Here is a 23,173-nt window from a genome sequence, read left to right as displayed (position 1 = left end):
TTACGTGGAGATGGAGGGATTCGAACCCTCGTCCAGAACAGGGAAACCCTGCGCCTTCTACATGCTTATCCTCGATTAGGTTGTCGGGCCAGACAAGGTTCGCGGCGGACCCGCGTCTAAGCCTTAGATACTAGGGTCTCGTTGGTTTTACGCATCAATATACCAACCAGCGCTGCGGTTCGACACCTCGGGACCCACCCGGCAGCACGTGGGGTGGAGAGATGATGGCATTTGGTTAATCCTCCGGATTAAGCAGCCATGGCGTAGTTATATTCGCCAGTTATTGTTTGAGAACATTATTTACGGGAGGTATCCTCAACTCCCGACATGCTTACACACAGACTTCCAACCCGCTGTCAATTCCAGTCACCCCCGGGTTTTTGATCGTAATGTTAGTTACAATTTCGTGGAAAGAAAAGTTTCGTTGGGGGGAAATGAATTTTGAATGACTGAATGACTGAATGATTGAATGATTGAATGACTGAATGACTGAATGATAGAATGAGTGAATGAGTGAATGAGTGAATGAGTGAATGAAAAATATACTTATTCAATCATTCAATCATTCAATCATTCAATCATTCAAAATTAAAACTCCACCCGATAACTCAACACTGGTATCAACCCCAGCTGATTCTGTGTCACAATGCTTCTTTTTACCGAATCGTAATATCGGTACGCCTGGTTTTTGATGCCCGCTACGTTTTGGAGATCGAGGGCGAGGGTGGTGCTGTATTTTGCTTTGCTTTTTTTGCGGTAGATGCGCAGGTCGGGGCGGAAGTAGTCTTTTAGTTTGACGGTGTAGCTGCTTTGTGCTTCATATATCGTGTATCCCAATTTTTGCGAATATTCGGCGTCGATGGGTTTTTCGCGGAAACCTCCAATCCATAAAGCCTTCACATTCACGCCCCACATGGTTTGGTTGAAAGTTTTGAATTCCTTGCCGCTGGTCAGACTGAATGTATGTTTGCCATCAAACCGACTGGCGTGGCGCTGACCCAGATAGTCCACATAAGTAGCGTCATACAGCGAGCCGGAAACCAGCATGTAAAAATTGTTGGTCAAAAACTTTTGATAACTCACTTCTACCCCATAATTCCTTGCCGTGCCCTGGTTTTTCAGAAACTCGCCGACGGGCTCTTCAATGATGTTTACCGCCGAATAATTGTCCCGCAAACCTGCTCCTACCGGCACATCAAACAAATGCTGCCAGTACGCTTCGATTTTCAAACTGTTACTCTTGTTGAAAAATTTTTGAAATCCTACAACCACCTGACTCGATCGGGTGGGTGTCAGGCCTGAGTTGCTGTAAGGCTCAATGTCGTAAAGCCGGGTAGTATATAAGCTGCTGTTTTGCAATTGACTATGAAGACCGTATGACGCACTGATTTGTGTGGTCGGATTAAGTTGCCATTTAACAGAAGCACGCGGCTCAGGCAAAATATTCGTTTTCGCTGCCGGTGCCTGCAACTTACTGATCATGGCATGAAGACCCGCCTCCGCGATCACATTCGGCGCGATTTGGTATGTCCAGGCAACAAATGGCTGTACCACCCAGCTTTTTAAAGGATCACGCGCAGAATACGAAGGCGTTTCATATTTATTATAGGTCAAAAACGTACCGATTTTCAATTTGTGCCGCACATTAAAGCGATAGTTCAATGTGGTGTTAAAAGAGATTTTACCATTGATCAAATCGCTGTTACTGAGCAACTCTGACCTGTCAAATGTGGTTTTATCCACCAGGTAGGCAACCCTTGAAGCGTTTAATACAGAGCCTGCCACCACCGTCCTGATCGATGCTTTGCTGCTGAGCGGCTGCTCGTAAGTAAAGCCGCTGGCCATCATTTTGTTTTTATATAAAATATTCTGACGGTCCTTTTCAACCTCCCACGTAAGCGTATCTTTCTCAGGCTCAAAGGTGTTGCTGCTGACTCCCCCCATCCCGAAAACAGTGAACTTCCCTCCTTTCGCGGTTGGAAAATTGAGATTGAAAGAAAGATCCTGAAACCGGATATCCTCCCCGCCAAACTTCACGCCCAAAACACCCAGCAGTCCAGTGAAAGAGTAGCGATAATTGATGAGATATGATGCTTTTGATTTTTTGGAAAACGGCCCTTCCACCGCCAGATCGAGGCCGAGCAAGCTGGCCTGTGCGGTGTATTCGGTCTTTTCATCATTGCCTTTACGCAAATTCATATCCAGCACCGCGCCGGTCACATTGCCGTATTGTGCCGGGAACGGACCGGCCAGAAAATTGGAAGTAGCGAGCAACTGCGTGCTGAGAATGTTCACGCCGCCGCCGGTGGAAGTAGGCTGGTCGCTGAATGTTCCTGCATTGGATAAATGGTTTGGATTGACGATTTCCACACCTTCGAGCCGCCACTGCAAAGTGTTTGGCGAGTTTCCGCGCACGACGAGACTATTCGCCTGATCATTCGCCGCAGCCACGCCCGGAAAGGAAGTGGCAACACGTGCCGGGTCCATGTAAGTAGCTGCATACCTGTAAGTTTGCTCGATGGTGATCGGCTGCACGCTGTTTACCGCCACGGATTGAGCGCCCGAAACCGTTGCTTCCTGCAAGTCGGTGCCTGAAGGTGCGAGGCGAACCTGGTTGATACTTTCCTTGCCCGATTCGAGCAGGATTTCGGGGATATGCACCGTTTTGAAGCCGACGTAGGAAATCGTGAGCTGGTAGCGCCCCGGTTCCAGGCTTACAAACCGGAATGTGCCGTCAGGGCCGGTAATATTCCCTTCGTTCCCGGGCGTGATCCGCACTGTCGCACCGACGAGCGGAGAGCCGGTATCCGCATCCCGGACGGTACCACGGATGGTGGAGGAAAGGTTTTGGGCAAAACTGGAAGTAAAGAGTAGCAGCAGAAACGGTAATATTCTCAGCATTTCAAACAAGTCAGGTATAGGCTGCAAAAATAGTCGCCAGGCGGATACTAACTGTCCTGCAATGTTGATTTCCCTCGCCACAAGCACCTAATTATATTTTTTTAACAAAAAGTTGATTTATAAAATTATTGATCTACATTTGTAGAGTATAAATTACAAATGTAGATCAAATGAGCCTGAGCAAAGCGGAAGAACAAATTATGGAGCAGGTCTGGAAGCATGAGAAGGTGTTTCTGAAAGATCTGATCGACTCGCTGCCCGACCCAAAACCTGCGTCGACGACGGTGATTACCTTGCTGAAAAGAATGCAGGACAAAGGATTTATCGCCTATAACCTTTTTGGGAATTCGCGGCAGTACTACCCCCTCGTGCCCAAGACGGAATATTTCTCCAATCATGTAAACGGGTTGATCAAAAATTTCTTCAACAATTCCGCGGCGCAGTTCGGCTCCTTTTTTGCGAAAGACGCAAATCTCTCGACGGAGGAACTGGAACAGCTCAGGGAAATCATCAATGAAGAACTAAACCGCAAGAAAAATGACTAGCTATCTCATCAAATCCATCCTCTGTTCGGGCATCCTGATCGTGGTTTACCACCTTTTTCTGGAACGCGAGAAAATGCTGTGGTTTAACCGGTTCTATCTTTTGTCGGCGCTCGTTTTTTCGCTGGTCGTCCCGCTGATATCTTTTGAAATAAAACCTGAAAATGTACTTAAACCCGTCATTACCGCCGTGCCACAGATCATGGAGGAAATGCAAAAAACCGGGGTTATAAATTCGATGATAGCCACGGCAGAAAGTAACTCCCCGCCGGATACAATGCAGCTTTTGCTTTTCGTATTTGACGGTATTTGCCTGCTCCTGCTGATCCGGTTTTTGGTCAATGTAAGTTCCGTGCTGCGGCTGAAATCGCGGTGCAGAAATGTGAAAATAGCTAGCGCGAAATTGATCCTGGTACCCGAAAACATTGTCACCTATACATTCCTAAACAACATTTTTATTCCTGAAAAAACATTTGAAAACGCGCAGGTAAGAGACGAGATACTCGCGCATGAACTTGCCCACGCCCGACAAATGCATTCGCTGGATGTCATTTTCATCGAACTCATCCACGTGTTTCTCTGGGTCAATCCATTTTTATTCTGGTATAAAAAAGCGATCCGGCTCAACCACGAATTTCTTGCCGATGAGGCGGTTTTGAAAGAATATACCAATGTAAAAAGCTATCAGTTACTTCTGCTCGACACGGTTTTGCAGGGGAGGCAAATGGCGCTTACCAGCAGTTTCAATTATTCTATCACCAAAAAACGATTAGCCATGATGACGAAAATCAAAAACCTGAACAGACAGTATATCAAACAAGGCGCTATTGCCGTGCTGGCGTTTGTGCTGACATTGACATTCTCCGAGAAAATCTACGCGCAGATCGAATTCAAGAGTAAAGAAGTGGCGGCGACATTCCCGGAGATCAGCATCGTCAGGTTTGAAGCGGTAGCGGATAAACCAGCAAAAAAGCCCGATCAGAAAGGAAAATCCGGCCCCGGCATTTCCAAAGCTGAAATCGACGAGTTTTACAAGACCATCGAGCGGAATACGACTTATGTGAAAAATAAAAAAGGCCGCACAGACCCGATGGTGAGAATGGAGCCGAAAATGGAAGACCGGATGTATGAACTGTTCTCGCAAATGGATACCGACCAGCTGCAAATGGCGGCAGACTCCGGGATTATGGTTTTTCAAATGCCGATCCCGGTGAAAAAAGCACCTACGCCGGAAATGTTCGAAAACTGGAAGAAGCCTGAGATTTTCGGGATCTGGATCAACGAGAAACACGTACCGAACTCGGAACTAAATAAATATAAGTATAGCGACATCGCGGAATACAGCCTCAGCAAATTATACGGCGGCGCCTTAAAAGGCCGGATTTACAAATACCAGCTCGACATTCTGACTAATGAGGAATTTGACCGGACCTACGATCGCCGCGCGAATGATCGGGTTATCATCACACGGGTTGGCTGGGTTGGCGAAAACCGGCCGAAATCATTTGCTGGCAGAAGAATTTGAGTTGAACATTGAAAGTAAGTCATAGAAATTTAACGTAAAAAAGCGGAGCGGGGCCTTCGCTTTTTTGCTTTTGTAGTAGTTTTGCCCGCATTACAGCGCAAATATGACAGCCGAACAAATAGAAGATTTTTTCAAAAATTTACAGGATAACATTTGTCAGGCTATTGAAGCAGAGGATGGTAGCGGCAAATTTGTGGAAGATCCCTGGGAGCATCACTCGGGCGGCGGCGGCAGGACGCGGCTGATCCAGAATGGTAATGTGATCGAGAAAGGTGGCGTAAATTTTTCGCGGGTGACCGGGGAAGTGCACCCGCGGCTACGGGCGCAGATGAATTTGTCGGAAGGCGCAGATTACCGTTTTACGGCGATGGGGGTTTCGATCGTCATGCACCCGCAAAACCCGAATGTGCCGATCATCCACATGAATGTCCGCTATTTTGAGTTGAGCGACGGCACTTGCTGGTTTGGCGGCGGGATTGACTTGACGCCGCATTATGTGGTGGAGGAGGACGCCCGAAATTTTCACCAGACATTAAAAAGCGCCTGCGACGAGCATCACGCGGCTTTTTACCCGAAATTCAAGGAGTGGGCAGACGAGTATTTTTACATTCCGCATAGAAATGAAACACGTGGTGTGGGCGGGATTTTCTTCGATTATTTGAAACCAGATATGCCTGGAAATGGGCAAAATTTATCCAAAGAGCAGCTTTTTGAATTCGTCAAAGAGGTAGGTGAAAGCTTCGCGCCGATTTACACGAAACTGATGCATTTGCATAAGGATGAGCCTTTTACCGAAACCCAAAAACAATGGCAGTACCTCCGCCGGGGACGATATGTAGAGTTTAACCTGGTGTGGGACCGGGGTACGAAATTCGGGCTGGAAACCAACGGGCGTACCGAATCCATTTTGATGAGCTTGCCGCCCCAGGCTAATTGGGTTTACAATTTTATCCCGGAAGATGGCTCAAAAGAGGCGGAGACGCTGTTTTTTTTGAGAAAAGGCGTTGAGTGGGTTTAAAAATGGGGTAACTCCCAGTTTTTGTCAAAACGATAATGCAGCTCCCCTTTTTCCACTGTCAGCGGCGACTCGAAATTGTTGGTATATAGCTGCCCGGTGCCCAGACCTTGCGGCAGCGGGTTATTTTTCGAAGCGGTATATTGGGCGATCGCATTCAGGCCAATGTTGGATTCGAGGGCGGAGGTAATCCACCAGTCGATTTTCAGGCGATTGGCGATTTCGATCCACTCGTCGGTGTGCCGGAAGCCGCCTAACAAGGTGGGCTTTAGAATGATAAAAGGCGGGGCGAGTTTTTTGAGCAAAGCGAATTTTTCGCGGTAATCGAAATGTCCGATTAGTTCTTCGTCCAGCGCCACCGGGATCGGCGAAGTAGCGCAGATCTCCGACATTAATTCCGGCTGGCCGGCTTTAATTGGCTGCTCGATCGAATGCAGGTCGAATTTCGCCAGTTCTTCTAGCTTGTAGTTGACATTATCCTGCGTAAATGCACCATTTGCATCGACCCGCAAAGTAATTTCGGTTTTGTCGAACCTTTCTCGGATTTTGGAAAGAATGTGACATTCATTTTCAAAATCGATCGCGCCGACTTTCATTTTCAACGTTGTAAAACCCAGCGCCAGTTTATCCGAAACCTGTTCCAGCATGTTTTCATAAGAACCCATCCAGATCAATCCGTTCATCAGGATCCCGCGCTCGCCCTGCGAAAAGTCGTTTTTAAACAAAATCCGCTCGCCGCCATTTATCACATCCAGCAAGGCCATCTCAATCCCAAACCTGATCGAAGGCAAATGTTGCGGGACGAGCTGATCGAGAATGATGCCGAGGTTGAAAGGAAAAACTTCCAGATCGAGCTCATTGAACAAGTTGCAAACCGACGCCAGCTGCGCTTCAAAATCAGGAATATCATCGACACTGAGGCCAGGAAGCGGGCCGCATTCTCCGTAACCAGTAACGTCAGGATGCTCGCTATCAGTTACTTGAAGAATCCAGGATGTTTTTTGTGTAAGAACGCCACGCGATGTGCCAGCTTCTTTACGAAAGTGCAGCGTGTACGGCTGATACACAATTTTTAGGGGCATAACGAGGTGGCGTCAGTATTTTGGGGGGCACAATATTAGGCAAAAAATACGTAATTATGTACCCGGTATGCACGAACATCGCTTGATAAAAATACTCTTACTGCCGCTGTCCTGGCTTTACGGATCGATCACGGGCATCCGCAATTTTCTGTATGACCAGCGTATTTTTTCTTCCAGAAAAGTCCCGCAATTTGTCATTTCCGTCGGGAACCTCACCGTAGGCGGCACCGGAAAAACACCTGTCATTGAATACCTCGCTAACTTGCTGCTGCCTGTTTCGTCCGTCGCAATTTTGAGCAGAGGATATGGTCGAAAAACCGCAGGGTATGTGCTCGCAAATGACGCTTCCACTGCCGAAATGATCGGCGACGAGCCTTTGCAGTTTTATAGTAAATTCAGAAACAAAGCATTAGTCGCTGTTTGTGAAAAGCGCGTGACCGGTGCTTTGAACATTTACCAGTCAAATACCGGAATCAAAACACTCTTACTGGACGATGCTTACCAGCACCGGGCGATTGCCAGGAACGTTAATTTGCTGCTCAATGATTACAACCGGCCTTTTTACCAGGACATACCATTGCCCGCGGGCAGGCTCCGTGAATGGCGTTCAGGTGCGAAGCGGGCGGATGCGGTGATTGTTACCAAATGTCCTGAAAACCTTTCCGACAATGATCAGCAACAGATTAGGGCCAACATTGAAGAATATACCAAACCGGGCACGCCGGTTTTTTTCTGCTTTACGGATTACGCCGCGCCGGTAGGTTTTGACAACCGGCCTATCCAGTTAAAGAATGTTAAAATGGTGGCCGGAATCGCAAATCCGGGGCCATTCGCTGCATATCTTCGCAGCCACTTCAACGTTGTAGACGAGGTAGTTTTTCCGGACCACCATAATTACACCGGCGCCGACCTGGAAGAACTGATTAAGTACTTAAAAAGCGATACTTTTGCGGTAACAACCGAAAAGGATATGGTCAAATTGAAACCACTGGCGGAGCAGGCAGGATGTGCGGACAGGTTCGCCTATATCCCAGTGACCATCAACTTTGAAACTCAGACGGAGGCCTTTACAAAATGGCTGACCGGACAAATGACTGAGCCGTTTAATCCGGCAGAACGATAGTTTCCTCTATGAGATTTGTTTTCTATACCACACTGTGGGTGATATGTGTGCTTTTTCTGACGAACCAAACGGCTTTTGCCCAGGTAAGGATGCCTGGGGGCATGCAGATGCCGCGCGGCGGCGGTTCAGGCAGTGGCGGTAATCAGCAGGGCGGCGGGGCGATTCTCGACGATAGCACCAAAAGTATTTACGGCCCCACTACCACCCGGCATTTCTTCGAAGCCGACATTCTCAACAACCGCGATTCTGCGCGATATAATGTAGATACCAGCCTGACCAACTTTCACCGGTGGACGCCCATGGACCGCTCTTGGGGAAAACTGGTCGATCTAGGAAACACGGTTACTGCTACCCGCAGCCTGTTTTTTCAGCCGCGCGAAGACATCGGGGCGCAGCTCGGGATGCGTGCCTACGACGAATATGCGATCAAAGCGAACGAAGTGAAATACATGGATACCCGCTCGCAGCATACGGAGCTGGATTTCATTTCGGGGGGGCGGAAAACTTCGGTGGGCCGATTTGCTTACACGCAGAATGTGCATTCCCGCTTCAATTTCGGGCTCCGGGCGCAGCGGCTGACCTCCAACAAGCAGTACGGTTTTGTCAATAATTTAAATTCCGGCGCTTTTCTCGGGCAAAACTGGACGCTGCTGGCGCACGTCAGCTTTTTTTCCAAAAACAAAAAATATGCGCTCCTCACCCATTTCCGGCACATGAACCAGAAAGTGCGCGAGCAGGGCGGCGTGATACCCAATGATGTGAATGGTACGATCGAGGAATTTTCTTACGACGGTGCCGCCAAAATCAGCGACGACGCCAATTCCTGGGAGCGGCGCAACACGCTCCACATTTACCAGCAGTACCGGCTCGTCAACGGTTTTCAGGTTTTCCAGCAGGCTGATTATTCTACGACGATCGATCGCTACACCGATCTTGACATTACCCGCGGCCTGGAACGTGGCGCTTATCCCCGTTATCGGTTTGACTCGGTAAAAACGCGTCAGGACATTTATTACAAGCTTTTTGATAACAAAATCGGGATCAAAGGTTTCTATTCGGGCTTCAATTACCGGGTTTATCTGCGTCAAAGATTTTATGGTATGCGCGGCACAAGCCAGCTGGGAAATTCCGAAGGTGAAGCCTACACGACTTACCGCACGGGTTTGAAATTCGACAACATTGCGGGCGCCTGGCTGGGATATTATCTCAAAGATTCTGTGAACTACCTCACCGCGGAGGCGGATCTGAACCTGGCGGCGAATGTAGAATACCGCTTGAAAGGCGAGCTGAATACCAAATGGGGAAAGGCGGGTTTCCAAAGCATTCAAACCGCTCCTGACCTGCTTGCGCAACGTTACCTGAGTAATCATTTCTGGTGGAAAAACAATTTCGACCCAACCAAAGTACAGACCATTTACGCGTCGCTGCCGCTGAAAACCAAGCGAATCGATTTCGTCCCTGAGATTCAGATCCACCAGGTCAACGATTACATTTACTATGATACCGCCGCCATTCCGCGACAGCTTAATGGTGGTTTTCGTTTGCTGAGGATCGGCTTTACTTCCGAAATCAGACTCAATAAGTGGAACTTCGCGGCGATGGGTTACCTCACTGCGAATGATGGTAATGATGTGCTGCGGGTACCGACCTTGTTTGGCAGCGGGCAGGCTTCCTATGATTTCGTGTATGCCAAAGTTCTGTTTATTCAGATCGGTTTGGCGGCGCGCTACCGCTCTGGGTATCTGGCGGATGCTTATATGCCTGTTACCCAGCAATTTCATTTACAAAATGACACCCGTCTTCCCCAGAATATGGTCGTGGATGCATTTGCCAATGTGCGTTTGAAAAGGGTGAGATTCTTTTTCAAAATGTCTTACCTGAACCAGGGCGGCTCGCTGGGGCTTTTCCCGAAAGGTTATTACGTCACGCCCGGCTACCTGGGGCTGGCCCGCGCTTTTTCATTCGGGATCAACTGGCCCATGTTTGACTAAACCGTTCTTATGCAATCATTTCTGAATCTTGTCGCCAGGCACATTCTGGGCAACCACGCGTCGCTGGAACGGATTCAGATCATTGTTCCTACCCGCCGCGCAGCGTTTTTCCTGATGCAGGAACTAGCGAAGGAAACCACCCGCCCGATGATGAGCCCGCTGGTGATGGCGGTGGACGATTTTGTGGAAAGCCTCTGTACGCTCGAAATCGAAGACCCGGTACATCTCCTTTTTGACCTCTACGAAACCTTCCGCGAGATCGACCCGAACATTCAGTTTGACCGGTTTATGGGCTGGGCGTCGGTTTTGCTGAGTGATCTGGATAAAATCGACCAGTACCTTGTCAAGACCGATTATTTATTCGATTATTTGTCTGAGGCGCAGGCGATCAGCCGCTGGCAGGAAACATTGCCGGAAGGCCGCACGTTGCCGGGCGAAAACGGGCAGCGGCAATATTTCTCTCTTTTTGAAAACATTAAAAGGGTTTATAACACTTTTAGAAGCAGGCTGCAAGAAAAAGGTAATGCCTATCGCGGGATGGCGTACCGTGAGCTGGCAGAGAATGTAGAACATTTACTTGCGCGGCGGGGAGACTACGAATTTACTTATTTCGCTGGTTTTAATGCATTTACAGAGTCGGAGCGGGTGATTGTGACGGCTTTGATCAAAGTAAAAAAAGCGGAGGTATTGTGGGACAGCGACCGGTACTATATGTCGGAAAACGCGGCAGTGGAAGCTGGTATCAGTCTCAGAAATTACCAAAAGAGCCAGCAGTTCGGCAAGTGGAACTGGACTACCGATCATTTACTGACTTCCGCGAAGAATATTACGATTTACGGCGTGCCCAATGCTACACTGCAAACCAAGGTCGCCGGGCAGCTTTACCAGCTGATGAAAAGCGCCGAAGATGCCGAAAATCCGGTACAGACCGCCATTGTACTCGCGGATGAAAACCTGCTCCTTCCGATGCTGTACTCGCTGGACAATCAGGTGAAGGATTTGAATGTGACGATGGGGCTTTCGATGCGTAACTCACTGTTGTACACTTTGGTTGACGGCATCTTTGAATTGCAGCAGAATGTGGTGGAGTTTAAAAACAAGAGCGGCAAAACCATCCGCATCCCGAAATTCAGCCATAAATCCATCGACAAAATCCTGAACCACCCTTTCATCCGGCATTACGAATATGTGGCGCTGCCCACCATGCTCGACGGCCAGACGATCATCCAGCGAACATTATGGGCAATCACGAAGGATAACCAGGTTTTTCTGAGTTCCGAAGAATTGATGCGGCTGGGAGACAGCCACCCGCTTTTTCAGATCCTTTTTACACATTGGCAAAAAAACAATTCCCGCCAGGTTATCCAGACTTTTTACCGGCTGATCGAGCTGCTGCGGGAGGTTTATAAGGATTACAAAAATGCCCTTGAAACAGAATACCTATACCTGTTTTATACCCTTTTAAAACAATTCGAGCAGACGATCGATGAACGCGAGGAGCTGATCACGCACCGGACATTGCGCTCGTTTATGTTTGAGCTGATCAGGCAGACCAAAATCCCTTTCAGCGGCGAGCCGGTGAGTAACCTGCAAATCATGGGAATGCTGGAAACCAGGGCATTGGACTTCGAGCGGATCATTATTCTTTCCTTAAATGAAGGAATGTTGCCTACTGCGAAAAGGCAAAACTCGCTGATCCCTTTTGACGCTGCGCAGGCTGTGGGACTGCCTACGCACCAGCACCAGGAGGCGGTCATGTCGTATCATTTTTACCGGTTGTTGCAGCGCGCCAGGGAAGTGCACATTCTGTACACGAGTACCAATGATGCGCCGGGCGGAGGCGAGAAAAGCCGGTTCATCCGCCAGCTGGAATTTGAACTTTCCTTGTATAATCCGCAGATCAACATTCAGAATAAGACGGTGGTTTTCGAGGGGCGTCAGACGGAGGAACTGGAAGAAATTGTCCGGAAAGACGAGGCGATGATCAGTGTGATCCGGGGTTACCTGGCCAACAAAGGTATCTATCCCACGCATTTGAACGAGTTTATCCGCTGCTCGATGCAGTTTTATCTCAAACACATTGTGGGGGTGAAAGAGAAAGAAGAAGTGGAAGAAGAACTCGGGATGGACAAGATTGGGACGTGGCTGCATGCCTCGCTGGAAAGACTGGATATTGAATTTTTCCTGCAAAATATCGATCCCACGCAGGAGCAGATTGTGTTCATTTTACGTGCTGAATTTGACCGGCTTTTCAAAGGGTATGTAACAGACCTGGGCCTCAACCGGATCTACTACCAAATCGGCGAGCAGCAGATATTGGTTTTCCTGAAACATCAGATGGCGCAGCAGCCGAGACGTAAAATCCTGGCCGCCGAGCAGCCGCTCAATACCCACATTAATCTGGTTCTCCAAGGCGCGCATACGCCTGTGAAACTCGGTGGAAAAATTGACCGGATCGAGCAAGGCGAAGATCAGACGCTTTTTGTGATGGATTATAAAACCGGCAGCGTAGAACTTACCGGCAAACAAAAACTGGCCGACCCTACCCTGCGCGACGAAATCCTCCGCGTCGATGCCGACCGGAAAATGGGCTATGTCCGCCAGCTTTGGATGTATGAATACCTGATGTACCGGAAAATGCTGGACGAGCAGGGCCTTAAAATTGGCAGCCAGACATTTAATTTTGGAGATTATGCCGTAAAATCGGGTTTTTACTCTTTCCGCGACCCGAAGAATCTGATCGCCAATCCGCTGGAACTGACGGAGGGACTTGCGCCTTCGGAATTCATCAAAAAATCAGAGGAAATATTGACTGACATCCTCAATGTCATGCTTGACCCGGATATCCCTTTCCGCAAAACCGACGACCTGAATACCTGCACGTACTGTGATTTCAAAGGCATTTGCGGCCGGTAGCAAATAAAAAAAGGCGGCTGAATGTTCAGCCGCCTCACGATATTTCCGAAAAACTTATTTCTTCTTAAATTCCAGATACTCCTCGGTGGAGCTTCCTGTGCTGCTATCCGTCAGTTTTACAGTAATGTTGATCTGCGGCTTTCCATCAGAGTTGACCACTTTGGTACCGATCCCCTGTACTTTTTGCTGCAGTGGCAAGCCGTTACTTTGTTTTACAGAAACCGTTTCATTGATTTCCATAATATCCTTGCTGCTTGTTTTTACATCAACCAGGTCATATTCCTGAGTCAATGTCACTTTGGTACCAGCTACGGTCACTTCGGTATTTTTGATATACACGATCGCGAGCTTATTCTTTTCTGAAACCGTCGCCTCCCAGGATTGCTTGAACACCGTATTTGGCACTACCGTTGTGGTTTCATAATTGCCGGCAAATTCGGGGGCATAATCTTGTTCTGGCTCGACGGTCTTATCATCATCCTTGCAAGAACCCATCAAAACAACCAGACAACAAAAGATCAGTTTTTTCATATTTCAATTTAATAATAAAAATGTTAGGCAATAGAATTTAAGAAACGTTGAAATTTTTACTATAACGGCAATTTGCCCGAATGCGCGTATTTACTGTAATGAAAATTCGACAATGTGCCGTTTCTACTTGTGTTTAGGCTATTTCAAAAAGGCAGCTTCCCCAGGTCCACATTCCCGCCGGTGATAATAATCCCGATTTTCTGACCTTGAAACTGCTCCTTGTTTTTTAAAATCGCCGCCAGCGAAACGGCTCCTGAAGGTTCCACCACGAGCTTCATTCTTTCCCATAAATATCTCATCGCTGCGATAATCTCTTCATCGGAAACGGTCAGGATATCAGTCACATACGTTTTGATAATCGGAAAAGTCTTATCGCCCAGGTAAGTCAGCAGGCCATCGGCAATGGTGTTCACGTAGGGCGCTTTCTCTATTTTGTCGCTTCTAAACGACAACACCGCATCCGCCGCACCTTCCGGCTCGCCGGCATACACTTTGGTACCGGGTGAAAAATAGTGTGCCGACAATGCTGTCCCGCTCAGCAAGCCACCGCCTCCCACCGGAGCAATGATCGCGTCCAGTGGTTCGGCCACGTCTTCAATCAGTTCCTTGGCGGCCGTCGCCTGGCCGGTTATTACCTCATAATTATTGAATGGATGAATGAATGTTGCGCCGGTTTCCCGAATGATTTCCTGCACTGTCCTTTCGCGTTCCTCAGGCGTATTTTTGCAAAAAGTAATCTCCGCGCCATAACCTTTCACCGCATTGATTTTCACCAGCGGCGAGTTCTCCGGCATCACAATGTACGCTTTGGCCCCCACCATCGCCGCCGCGAAAGCCACCGCCTGCGCATGATTACCCGAAGAATGTGTCGTGATTCCGTTTTTCAGCTGCTCCTCCGAAAGTGAAAGTATCGCATTCAATCCGCCGCGGGCTTTGAATGCGCCGATCTTTTGCAAGTTCTCACATTTAAAAAAAAGCTTCGCGCTGCAGAGGTTATCCAGAAATTGGGAGGTCATCACCGGCGTGCGGTGAATGTAGGGCATCACCAATTTGTGGGCCGCTTCGATGGATTCTTTGGTCGGTATTCCTGCTGACATTGGCGGATATTTTGAGATGGTGCAAATATAATGTGTATCCTCTCCGGCGCAAAAAAACGGGTGCCCCGATTAGGAACACCCGTTTTTCACTTGATGTATCTAAACCTTATTTACCTGCGTTAGGCGTGTAAAGGTTGAAGAACTGATCCAATTTCGGCGTAATGATGATCTCGGTACGACGGTTCAGGCTGCGGTTAGGTGCCGAATCGTTTGCCACTTTGGGTAGATATTCGCCACGGCCACCAGCAATCATACGAACCGGCTCAACACCATATTTCTTTTGAAGGGTACGCGCAACAGATGTCGCACGCAATACGCTCAGGTCCCAGTTATCCGTAATTTTATCTGTCGCGATAGGTACATTATCCGTGTGACCTTCGATCAAAATTTCAATTTCTTTGTAATCATTCAGGATCTTAGCCACTTTGCTCAATACAGTTTCAGCAGCAGAGTTGATCATAGAACTACCTGATTTGAAGAGCATTTTGTCAGACAGGGATACATATACCACGCCTTTTTTCACTTCAATCTGAACATCTTCATCACTAACGTCAGCCAGCGAACGTTTCAGGTTGAGAACCAGCGCCATATTCAAAGAATCCTTTTTCTGGATACTGGAATTCAGGTCGCGGATCTGCGTACCCTGGGCGTCCATCATAGCCAATGATTTTTTAATGCTTTCAGAACCTTCCTTGCTGATCACCGAAAGGTCAGACATTCTGTCCAGCAGGTTGTTGTTGTTCTTTTTCAGAAACTCGATCTGATCTTCCAGCTCTTTCATTTTGCTGTTTTTGCTGGTCAGCTCGTCATTTTTTGCTTTCAGATCATTATTTAAACTAGCAGTTCTGCTATCACAATCGTTCAAATCGGCTCTTGCTTTATCCAACTGGATCTGGATTTCGTTCGCCTGTTTCTGAGCAGTCAGCAATTTCTTCTTGCTTGCGCAGGAACCCAACACAAAAAGCATTGCAACGGCTAAAATGGTATTTTTCATAATTACAAAAGGGTTATTTAAAATAGTTAAACACTGTTAAGTTAATAATGGAACAATTACATGAGTAGTAAAAATATCTTGCCAACTGACTAAAAATAGTCCAAAAGGCTGTTCAAGTCGCAAAGGTACAAAAAAAGGGAAACTGTCGATGACAATTTCCCTTTTTGCGGATAATAGAAGGATTCGCTTCTGCTTACCTTTAATTCTAATACGGCAGCGCCCAGAATGGGTTTCGGTGGGCTTTGATACTGTCCCGGATATGCGCCGTCACCAAAGTTGCATATTGCTTGTTATCGATTTTTTTACCTTTAACTTTTTTGGGAAGCTCCAATTCGGCGGCAGCTACCGGCCTCATTTTCACCTCCTGCGCAGTCACCGTGATCTCCCCATCATTCACTTCCAGTTCGAGGATCATCCCCGGCAAGCCTGAGTACAATTCCGGACCGGCAGACAGCGCAATGTCATTGGCAAACCAGGCCGTGATCTTCTGGCCTTTGATCGTGTCCTCGGTCACCGCCATCATGCACATATGCCCCGCCACTTCCTTGATTTTGTTCATCACCTTCCAGTTGGGCGCTTTCAGCGAATCTTCTACAATGTGTACCTTTCCGAGCATTTCCATAATGTCGGTTTTTGTTTCCTTTTCCAGGTTCCGGTAAATTTTATACTCCTCCCGGTTCCAGGAATATCCGCCTTCGTTCTCTTCCTTCTTTTTATAAGTGTAAAAAGTTTGCTTTTCGTTGAAGAGCAAGACCATTTTTTCCTTGTACTCATCATCATTGCCCCAGGTCTGCTTGATGCGGTCCTTTTCCTCGTTGCTCAGGTAGGTCAGCCGGGAATAAATTTTAGCCCAGTGAAAAACCCGCTCGTATGTCACCTCCCCTTCCAGCTGCTGCGCCATCGACGGCAGGCTGGCTATGCAGATCAATATGAATATCTTGATAATTCTCATTTGAATGTGATTTATAATTGATTAAAAACCGCCTGGACGTTTTACTGAGGCCGACATTCCCCGCATATTGTAAGTAAACGTCAGCATGAAATATCGCGCTAATGTGGCTACGCGCCGCTCGGTATAAAAGTTTTGGCTGACAAATTGAGAAACCCCCAGGTTTTTCTTGAATACATCGTAAGCCGTCACGCGGATTTCTCCTTTTTTGTTTTTCAGGATCAGCTTATAAAGCGACAGGTTCAAAATCGGCTGCTTCTGGTTAAAGCCAAACTGGTCGTTTTTATAACCGCGGTAATTCAGGCGTGCATTGAAAAACACCTCTTTCGGGCCTTTAATGTTCATATCCGCCGAATAGTTGGTGTTTATGATCTTCTGGTTTTGGCTCGTATTGATAGAGTATTTCGTATCGCTAATGTTCCAGTTGGCTGATGCGTAGAGGGTAAATACATCGCTAGGCGTAAAGTCGAGCCGCGGCCCGAAGTTGTAGCCTTTGGTATCCGTTTCGTTTTTGACCTCATTCACATAGGCAATGCTGTTGCTGAAATTCAGGCCCACATTACCGCCGACTGTCAGCTTCGTTTTCACAATCGGAAACCCGAAACCTATATAGGTACCATAACTGTTACTGCCCGAAACATTCATCGGCTTGGTGGTAGTAATCAGCGTTTCCGTGTTGATCGACCGGTTGTAAACGATCTGATTTACGTTGTAATTGTAATAAATATTACCGTAAATGCTTGTAAATGAAGCCGGATTGAACATTTGATAACCTGCATAGAAATTGTGCGTAGAGGCAGGCAGTAAATCCGGATTTCCTTCGGTAATGTAAAGCGGGTTACTGTTGTCCACAATCGGCTGCAAGTCGGTAATCGATGGCTCGCGCACCGACAGGCCATATTCTGCATACAGATAGCGGTTGTTTTTCAGGCTGTAATTCAAACTAACATTAGGCACCAGGCTGAAAAACGTGCGGTTGATATTCGTGAATTTACTATTGGTCGGATCTGTTGCAAACTTTCCTTTCAGGTCAAACTGCATTCCCGCCACCCCGACTGACAGGTTCAAACCGTTGGCTGAGTAGCGGACACTTGTCCCCAGACGGTTGTAGGTGAAATCATTGGAATAGTAGCGTGTCAGAAAAGTGTTTACTTTCTGCACATTATCTTCGAGGTCGAACACATCGCGGTCCACCTTGTCCTTGCGAAGACTGTAATTATAGAAAGTTTCCCAGGTGAATTTTTTCGCAATCGGTTCCACAAATGACAAGCTGCCCTTGAAGTTGCCGCGCGTACTTTCGGTTTGGTTGAGCTGGTTGATCACGCTGTTCCGGGCCGAATCCTGCGAAAACACGTTGATGGAATTCAAATGTTTGTCCTCGTCCGCATTGTTAATGTTGTAGCTCACACTCGCCGCGAAGTTCCGTCCCTTCTTTTTGCCTGATTTGTGCCGGTACATCAGCAGATTAGCCATTGCAAAGGAATTGTAATCGCTCACATTGTTCACCGTCGACTGGTTGGTAGGCTGGCTTTCATCCCGGAACGAGGCCTGCTGACTTTCATACTTGGTATCGCCCAGATTGATCCTTGTGTTACTGATAAGCACAATGCTGTTCAGCGAATCGATTTCCTTCTCAAAACGCAGTGCTGGGCGGTGGTTGCCGGTGAAGCCATGGGTATTATTGTTGTCGCGCGTCTGGTAAGATTCGTTGGAAAGGAAATTTTGCGTGCTCGACTTGACATCCAGCCGGGAGTCGGTCTGGCTGTAAAAATAGCTGGTGCTGAGTTTCGTTTTTTTCGTATCGTAGTTGTAATTGGCGCCGCCAGCCCAGTTTTTGGTAAACCCTTCTGCGCCCCCGCCGCCCCAGTTCGGCTGGATCGTAAGTTCATCGCCGCCATAGTACCGGCCGCTGTTAAACCCAAAATCGCCGTCGTCCCAGTTGAAAGACTGGCTGCCTTTGAAATCCTGATAATCATTTCTGGCAATCCCCGACTGGTTGGTATTGTTTCCAAAACCGAGTAACGCAAACTGCTGCTTGTCATTAAAACGGTTGTAGCTCACCTTTCCTTCCAGCCGCGAGTCGGTACCTACCCCTGCGACTGCTTTTCCAAAACCACCTTTTTTATGGCTGTCTTTCAATTCCAGGTTCAAGGTTTTTTCACGCTTGCCGTCGTCGATACCGGTGGCCTTGGCCTGCTCGGTTTTACCATTAAAAACCTGCACTTTATTGATTGCTTCGGCAGGAAGATTTTTGGTGGCCATTTTCGGATCGTCGCCAAAAAACCGCTTACCGTCGACGGTTACACGTTTGATCTCTTCGCCTTGCGCCCGAATGTTGCCGTCGCCATCCACCTGCACACCTGGCAGCTTGCGCAGCAAATCCTCCACGGTTGATCCTGGCGGTACTTTAAATGCTTTTGCATCAAACTCCACCGTATCGCCACGAATGCTCAGGGGCGCCCGCGCCGTTTTGATGACCACCTCATACAACTCCTTTTGAAGCACTTTCATCTGGATTTTCCCTAAATCCACCACGTCCTGGTCTTTCGAAGTCACGATTTCCTGGTAGGGAATAAATCCCACGTAAGAAATTTTGAAAATGTAGGTGCCTCTTTTCAAACTTTTTAGTTCAAATGCGCCGTCCTTCCCGGCCCTGCCAAAGTTTACGAGGGACGAATCTTTGGGCAACAGCAACATGACGGTCGCCTCGGGCAGAATCGTTCCGGACGAGTCGCCCACGATACCTTTTAACGTAAATCTCCCGCTGGTCTGCGCCTTGGCAGCCAAAACAGAAAGACATAAAAAGAACAGAAGTAAGATTTTTTTCAAGGCTAACAGAAGATTTAGGTGAGAGGTTTGTAACTGTTGAAATACTCTTTGCAATTATATCAAAACCAAAACAACTTTACAACTAAAATTTTAGTTAAAAGGCAGTTTTAGACGCTTGCCAGAAAAATTTAACTTTAATTAAGAGGACAACTGCAAAGATGAAAGTTTATTATATATAAGTTACTTTTAGTAGCATAAAATTTTTATTATTTATTTTGCGGTAAAATAATAGTTTAGTGAAGCCAAAAAGGCCCGAATAAAATTGCATTGATGAAGACAATTGGATTGATATCAGACACACACGGATATTTGGACGAGCGGACATTTAACCATTTCGCAAATTGTGACGAAGTGTGGCACGCGGGTGACTTGGGCTCCATTAAAATTGTTGAGCAGCTCGAAAGTTTTAAACCAACTCGGATCGTTTTCGGGAATATTGATAATGCCGAAATCCGGGCGCGAACGCAGGAAAATCTGCACTTCGAAATTGAAGGATTTCAGGTATGGATGACGCACATTGGTGGTGCGCCGCCGCGGTATAATCCGCAAGTAATGCCGGGCCTGCGTGCCGGTGCACCCGATTTATTTATCTGCGGACATTCTCATATCCTGAGGGTTATCCGCGATCCGGCACTGAATAATATGCTCTATATTAACCCCGGCGCGGCTGGCCGGGAAGGATTTCACAAATTCCGCACATTGCTGCGGTTCAATCTCCACGAAGGCATTATCAGCCAGATGGAAGTGATCGAGCTCGGTAAAAGAGGGGCGATCAGCTAAGATCAGAATGTGACTTTTACTTTTTTGACTTCTTTCCCGCGCAGCAGCACTGCCTCCACTTCCTGCCCTTTTTCGTGCTTGCTCAGAATGTCCATATAATCGTAAATCGTGCCGATTTCGGCGCCGCCCAGTTTGGTGATAATATCACCCACCAGGATACCAGCCTTATCTGCCGGCCGCGCTTTCGACACGCCGTCAATCCTCAATCCTTTTCCTGAATAGCTGTAATCGGGCATCACACCCAGGGTTACCTTGAAATTACTGGTCGTGGTGCCATCATGCGGGTTGCTGGTCGTGGCAATAAATTCGGGGTCGGATTTTTCTTTGTCCAGGTTTTGCAAAAGTCCCGCAATCACATTCAAAATCCGCGCTTCGCCATCCACATTGATCTTGTCGGCATCGTCGGAAATTTTATGATAATCGCTGTGGGTACCTGTAAAAAACTGCACGACCGGAATGTTCTTTAAATAAAACGAAGTATGGTCCGAAGCGCCGGTACCGGACGAATCGACGGTATATTTCAGGTTTTGCGACTTCGCCAGCGCGGGTATCAGCTTCCCCCAAGCCGGGCTTGTCCCCCACCCCGACACGATAATCCCCTTGTTATCATCCAGCCTGCCGATCATATCCATGTTGACCATCGCGGCAATGTTGGTCAGCGGTAATGTTGGTTTTTCGGTAAAATGTTTGGAGCCGATCAAACCCAGCTCTTCGCCTGAGAATGTGATAAAGAGGTAGTTATGCTTTTCCTTTACGTCATTTTCCACAAAATATTTCGCCAGTTCCAGTACGCCGGTGGTACCCGAAGCATTGTCGTCAGCACCGTTGTGGATTTTACCCTTACTATCCGGAGAAAGCGAGCTACCCTGAAAACCGCGGCCCAAATGGTCATAATGTGCGCCCACCACGATCGTCTTCGCCGCGCCATTATCCAGAAAACCAATCACATTCCTGCCTGTCAGCTCATGCGCCTTGCCCTCGATGGCGATGGACGTTTCAAAAGGCTGAAAATAGCTGCCGCCTGTGCCATAGGGCTTTAAACCCAGCTTCTGGAAAATATCGGCAATGTAGTTGGCCGCCCTGATCTCACCGAGACTTGCGGTACCGCGCCCCTCCAATTCATCAGAAGCCAGAAATTCAATGTGCTGGCGAATTAGCGGCGGCTGGAAATTCTGAGAAAAGGCAGACACAGAAGTTGCTACCAGGGTAGCGGCTAAAAATATTTTTTTCATGATTTGAAATTTGGAGGGATACTACAATTTTTCCTGGATCTCAACCAGAAATTTTCGGACGCGAAGTAGCCGCTGGATCAGCAGCTGCGCTTCTTCCTTCCGTCGGAGCTGCTCGCGCGTACCTTTGAGTGTACGCCCCTGTTTATCACGCTGGTGCATGATTTTCTTGACAATTTCAATGTCTCTTTCGGTATATCTTCTGCGGTTGCGCGCGTCCCGCTTCGGGCTTAGCTGCGGAAATTTCTTTTCCCAAAAACGCAGCGCGGATGGCTCACAGCCAACCAGTTCGGCAACTTCGTTGGTGTCGTAATAAAGTTTCGTTTTGGATTCCATATTATTCAGAAGCGTTCTTACAAAGATAGTCAGCACTTCCGTTAAAGTCCGTCCTCCGCCGAATTTTTGATTCCTTGCACCAAAACGGGCAGAATCGACATTCCGGTGGTTCAGGTGGTAAGACAAAAAATAACCCCGGACTCATTTTTTCGATGTCCGGGGCGGATACTTTTTTAGCTGATTCTTCGTGATTCCAGGTCGTCGATCAGCAGATTAAAAAACACAAAAACGGTGATACCAGTGATGACGCCTATTGCAATGATTTTTTTCATGATCCTTTGGATTGAAAGTGATTGCCCGAACGAAAACGGGTTTAATCCAAAATCACAAAAACGATACCAGCGGAGACGCAGCAACTTTACAAGTACTGAATCAGCACTTCTGGTACGATTTTATTAAAACCGGATGAACACACCAATATTTAATGTTATGGATGTCATCATTTTCTTAAAAGCCATTAGCAACCTGCTCTTCGCAGCGATACTGTTCCTGGCGGTCGCAATTACCTCGGCATTTTCAATTGTACTTTACCTGGTAAAAGGTGTTGCTCCCACAATTGGGCAGCGTACATTGATGCTTTTCAGACGGAGGTAACAACTTCTAAGACAGCAGGTTCTGTCTCAACAAAAATTCAAGCTGACCATTCACGTCCATCAGCTTTTCGATCAGCTCCCGGTTTTCCTCGCGGAGATGAAAAATCTCGTAAGCATTTTTAATAATGATCCGCAGCTGCGCCTCGTCCCATGGCTTGTTGAGGTAGTAGTAGATATGACCTTTGTTGACGGCGTCAATTACCGCAGTAATGTCGGTATAGCCGGTTAGCAGAATACGCACAGGGTCTGTGTATTCCTTCAAAACTTCAATCAGAAAATCAACGCCCGTCATTTCGGGCATTCTTTGATCTGTTATAATTACGTGCACCACATTGTGCTTCAGGAGTTCCAGTCCTTCCCGCCCGGAGGTGGCGATCAAAATGTTAAAATCTCTCCGGAAAGCGGCCTTGAATGAGTTAAGATTGTTGATTTCGTCATCCACATACAGCACGCTAATTTTCCCTTTACTTTCCATTTTCTAAAAAAATCTTATACCAGGAGGCGGTATCCAAGTTATGATATTATCCGAACTAATTGATAATATTATAATAATAATTCTATATTCACACCAACAACGAGTAACCTTTTTACAAATTGACAGAGGCTCAATCGCAACTGTCTGCTAATAAGTAAAATTTCCCCGGAATCGTCCAAATATTTTGTCCGCCAATTAACCAGTGGTTAGTTTTACAAAAATAAATTCAGCAATTTGTGTAATTATTCAGTGAAGTATCATCTGT

18 protein-coding genes and 1 other RNA gene are annotated in these 23,173 nt (G+C 47.4%); 8 read left to right on the top strand and 11 right to left on the bottom strand.

The window, feature by feature from the left end:
- Positions 1-2: 2 nt before the first annotated feature.
- Both ssrA and FEN17_RS23445 read right to left on the bottom strand, forming a co-directional pair.
- Positions 3-374: a transfer-messenger RNA gene (gene ssrA, locus FEN17_RS23450) on the bottom strand.
- A gap of 214 nt (positions 375-588) precedes the next feature.
- Entirely contained in the window at positions 589-2,901 is a 2,313-nt protein-coding gene (locus tag FEN17_RS23445; RefSeq protein ID WP_138367925.1) for a TonB-dependent receptor, read from the bottom strand.
- 170 nt (positions 2,902-3,071) lie between these two features.
- On the opposite strand from FEN17_RS23445, the gene FEN17_RS23440 reads away from it, so the two are divergent.
- From FEN17_RS23440 to hemF, 3 genes are all read left to right on the top strand, one after another.
- The gene (locus FEN17_RS23440; protein ID WP_138367802.1) at positions 3,072-3,446 is read left to right on the top strand and encodes a BlaI/MecI/CopY family transcriptional regulator; all 375 of its coding nucleotides are present in this window, start codon (positions 3,072-3,074) and stop codon (positions 3,444-3,446) included.
- Entirely contained in the window at positions 3,439-4,968 is a 1,530-nt protein-coding gene (locus FEN17_RS23435) for a M56 family metallopeptidase (RefSeq protein ID WP_138367801.1), read from the top strand. The genes FEN17_RS23440 and FEN17_RS23435 overlap by 8 nt, the downstream gene beginning before the upstream one ends.
- A 103-nt stretch (positions 4,969-5,071) precedes the next feature.
- Positions 5,072-5,986 carry an oxygen-dependent coproporphyrinogen oxidase gene (hemF, locus tag FEN17_RS23430; protein ID WP_138367800.1) on the top strand — a complete coding sequence of 305 codons (915 nt, stop codon included), beginning with the start codon at positions 5,072-5,074 and terminating at the stop codon, positions 5,984-5,986.
- On the opposite strand, the gene FEN17_RS23425 is transcribed toward hemF, so the two are convergent.
- Entirely contained in the window at positions 5,983-7,065 is a 1,083-nt protein-coding gene (locus tag FEN17_RS23425) for an o-succinylbenzoate synthase (protein ID WP_138367799.1), read from the bottom strand. The genes hemF and FEN17_RS23425 overlap by 4 nt on opposite strands.
- A 67-nt stretch (positions 7,066-7,132) precedes the next feature.
- Between FEN17_RS23425 and lpxK the strand changes: the two genes are divergently transcribed.
- From lpxK to FEN17_RS23410, 3 genes are read left to right on the top strand one after another with little or no spacing between them, the layout of a single operon-like run.
- Positions 7,133-8,188, top strand: a complete 1,056-nt coding sequence (gene lpxK, locus FEN17_RS23420; protein ID WP_138367798.1) for a tetraacyldisaccharide 4'-kinase — start codon at positions 7,133-7,135, stop codon at positions 8,186-8,188.
- A gap of 8 nt (positions 8,189-8,196) precedes the next feature.
- Positions 8,197-10,179 (top strand): putative porin, encoded by a 1,983-nt coding sequence (locus FEN17_RS23415; RefSeq protein WP_138367797.1) that lies wholly within the window; start codon positions 8,197-8,199, stop codon positions 10,177-10,179.
- 9 nt (positions 10,180-10,188) lie between these two features.
- Positions 10,189-13,095 (top strand): PD-(D/E)XK nuclease family protein, encoded by a 2,907-nt coding sequence (locus FEN17_RS23410; protein ID WP_138367796.1) that lies wholly within the window; start codon positions 10,189-10,191, stop codon positions 13,093-13,095.
- Between the two features lie 54 nt (positions 13,096-13,149).
- On the opposite strand, the gene FEN17_RS23405 is transcribed toward FEN17_RS23410, so the two are convergent.
- From FEN17_RS23405 to FEN17_RS23385, 5 genes are all read right to left on the bottom strand, one after another.
- Positions 13,150-13,626 (bottom strand): hypothetical protein, encoded by a 477-nt coding sequence (locus FEN17_RS23405; RefSeq protein ID WP_138367795.1) that lies wholly within the window; start codon positions 13,624-13,626, stop codon positions 13,150-13,152.
- Between the two features lie 143 nt (positions 13,627-13,769).
- On the bottom strand, positions 13,770-14,723 hold the full coding sequence (locus FEN17_RS23400) for a threonine ammonia-lyase (RefSeq protein ID WP_138367794.1): 954 nt from the start codon (positions 14,721-14,723) through the stop codon (positions 13,770-13,772).
- A 106-nt stretch (positions 14,724-14,829) separates the two neighbouring features.
- Positions 14,830-15,717 carry an OmpA family protein gene (locus tag FEN17_RS23395; protein WP_138367793.1) on the bottom strand — a complete coding sequence of 296 codons (888 nt, stop codon included), beginning with the start codon at positions 15,715-15,717 and terminating at the stop codon, positions 14,830-14,832.
- A gap of 205 nt (positions 15,718-15,922) precedes the next feature.
- Entirely contained in the window at positions 15,923-16,669 is a 747-nt protein-coding gene (locus FEN17_RS23390) for a GLPGLI family protein (protein ID WP_171037983.1), read from the bottom strand.
- A gap of 21 nt (positions 16,670-16,690) precedes the next feature.
- Positions 16,691-19,495 carry an outer membrane beta-barrel family protein gene (locus FEN17_RS23385; protein ID WP_138367792.1) on the bottom strand — a complete coding sequence of 935 codons (2,805 nt, stop codon included), beginning with the start codon at positions 19,493-19,495 and terminating at the stop codon, positions 16,691-16,693.
- A 270-nt stretch (positions 19,496-19,765) separates the two neighbouring features.
- Between FEN17_RS23385 and FEN17_RS23380 the strand changes: the two genes are divergently transcribed.
- Entirely contained in the window at positions 19,766-20,275 is a 510-nt protein-coding gene (locus FEN17_RS23380; RefSeq protein WP_138367791.1) for a metallophosphoesterase family protein, read from the top strand.
- Positions 20,276-20,277: 2 nt separating this feature from the next.
- Here FEN17_RS23380 and FEN17_RS23375 read toward each other — a convergent pair whose 3' ends face one another.
- Both FEN17_RS23375 and FEN17_RS23370 read right to left on the bottom strand, forming a co-directional pair.
- Complete coding sequence (locus FEN17_RS23375; RefSeq protein ID WP_138367790.1) at positions 20,278-21,507, bottom strand: M20/M25/M40 family metallo-hydrolase; 1,230 nt, start codon at positions 21,505-21,507, stop codon at positions 20,278-20,280.
- A gap of 21 nt (positions 21,508-21,528) precedes the next feature.
- Entirely contained in the window at positions 21,529-21,840 is a 312-nt protein-coding gene (locus tag FEN17_RS23370; protein WP_138367789.1) for a MerR family transcriptional regulator, read from the bottom strand.
- A gap of 429 nt (positions 21,841-22,269) precedes the next feature.
- Here FEN17_RS23370 and FEN17_RS27345 point away from each other — a divergent pair, with 429 nt between their 5' ends.
- On the top strand, positions 22,270-22,434 hold the full coding sequence (locus FEN17_RS27345) for a hypothetical protein (RefSeq protein WP_171037982.1): 165 nt from the start codon (positions 22,270-22,272) through the stop codon (positions 22,432-22,434).
- Positions 22,435-22,440: 6 nt separating this feature from the next.
- Here FEN17_RS27345 and FEN17_RS23365 read toward each other — a convergent pair whose 3' ends face one another.
- Positions 22,441-22,908 (bottom strand): response regulator, encoded by a 468-nt coding sequence (locus FEN17_RS23365; protein ID WP_138367788.1) that lies wholly within the window; start codon positions 22,906-22,908, stop codon positions 22,441-22,443.
- Positions 22,909-23,173: the final 265 nt, after the last annotated feature.

Source organism: Dyadobacter luticola (genome assembly GCF_005860805.1).
GTDB classification, from domain to species: domain Bacteria; phylum Bacteroidota; class Bacteroidia; order Cytophagales; family Spirosomataceae; genus Dyadobacter; species Dyadobacter luticola.
This window is presented reverse-complemented; position numbering and strand designations above follow the sequence as displayed.

Coding starts and splice junctions, on each gene's coding strand:
- hemF (WP_138367800.1), top strand. CDS start 5,072: ATGACAGCCGAACAAATAGAAGATTTTTTCAAAAATTTACAGGATAAC.
- FEN17_RS23410 (WP_138367796.1), top strand. CDS start 10,189: ATGCAATCATTTCTGAATCTTGTCGCCAGGCACATTCTGGGCAACCAC.
- FEN17_RS23365 (WP_138367788.1), bottom strand. CDS start 22,908: ATGGAAAGTAAAGGGAAAATTAGCGTGCTGTATGTGGATGACGAAATC.
- FEN17_RS23445 (WP_138367925.1), bottom strand. CDS start 2,901: ATGCTGAGAATATTACCGTTTCTGCTGCTACTCTTTACTTCCAGTTTT.
- FEN17_RS23415 (WP_138367797.1), top strand. CDS start 8,197: ATGAGATTTGTTTTCTATACCACACTGTGGGTGATATGTGTGCTTTTT.
- FEN17_RS23390 (WP_171037983.1), bottom strand. CDS start 16,669: ATGAGAATTATCAAGATATTCATATTGATCTGCATAGCCAGCCTGCCG.
- FEN17_RS23400 (WP_138367794.1), bottom strand. CDS start 14,723: ATGTCAGCAGGAATACCGACCAAAGAATCCATCGAAGCGGCCCACAAA.
- FEN17_RS23425 (WP_138367799.1), bottom strand. CDS start 7,065: ATGCCCCTAAAAATTGTGTATCAGCCGTACACGCTGCACTTTCGTAAA.
- FEN17_RS23375 (WP_138367790.1), bottom strand. CDS start 21,507: ATGAAAAAAATATTTTTAGCCGCTACCCTGGTAGCAACTTCTGTGTCT.
- FEN17_RS23395 (WP_138367793.1), bottom strand. CDS start 15,717: ATGAAAAATACCATTTTAGCCGTTGCAATGCTTTTTGTGTTGGGTTCC.
- FEN17_RS23380 (WP_138367791.1), top strand. CDS start 19,766: ATGAAGACAATTGGATTGATATCAGACACACACGGATATTTGGACGAG.
- FEN17_RS23435 (WP_138367801.1), top strand. CDS start 3,439: ATGACTAGCTATCTCATCAAATCCATCCTCTGTTCGGGCATCCTGATC.
- FEN17_RS27345 (WP_171037982.1), top strand. CDS start 22,270: ATGGATGTCATCATTTTCTTAAAAGCCATTAGCAACCTGCTCTTCGCA.
- FEN17_RS23370 (WP_138367789.1), bottom strand. CDS start 21,840: ATGGAATCCAAAACGAAACTTTATTACGACACCAACGAAGTTGCCGAA.
- lpxK (WP_138367798.1), top strand. CDS start 7,133: ATGCACGAACATCGCTTGATAAAAATACTCTTACTGCCGCTGTCCTGG.
- FEN17_RS23405 (WP_138367795.1), bottom strand. CDS start 13,626: ATGAAAAAACTGATCTTTTGTTGTCTGGTTGTTTTGATGGGTTCTTGC.
- FEN17_RS23440 (WP_138367802.1), top strand. CDS start 3,072: ATGAGCCTGAGCAAAGCGGAAGAACAAATTATGGAGCAGGTCTGGAAG.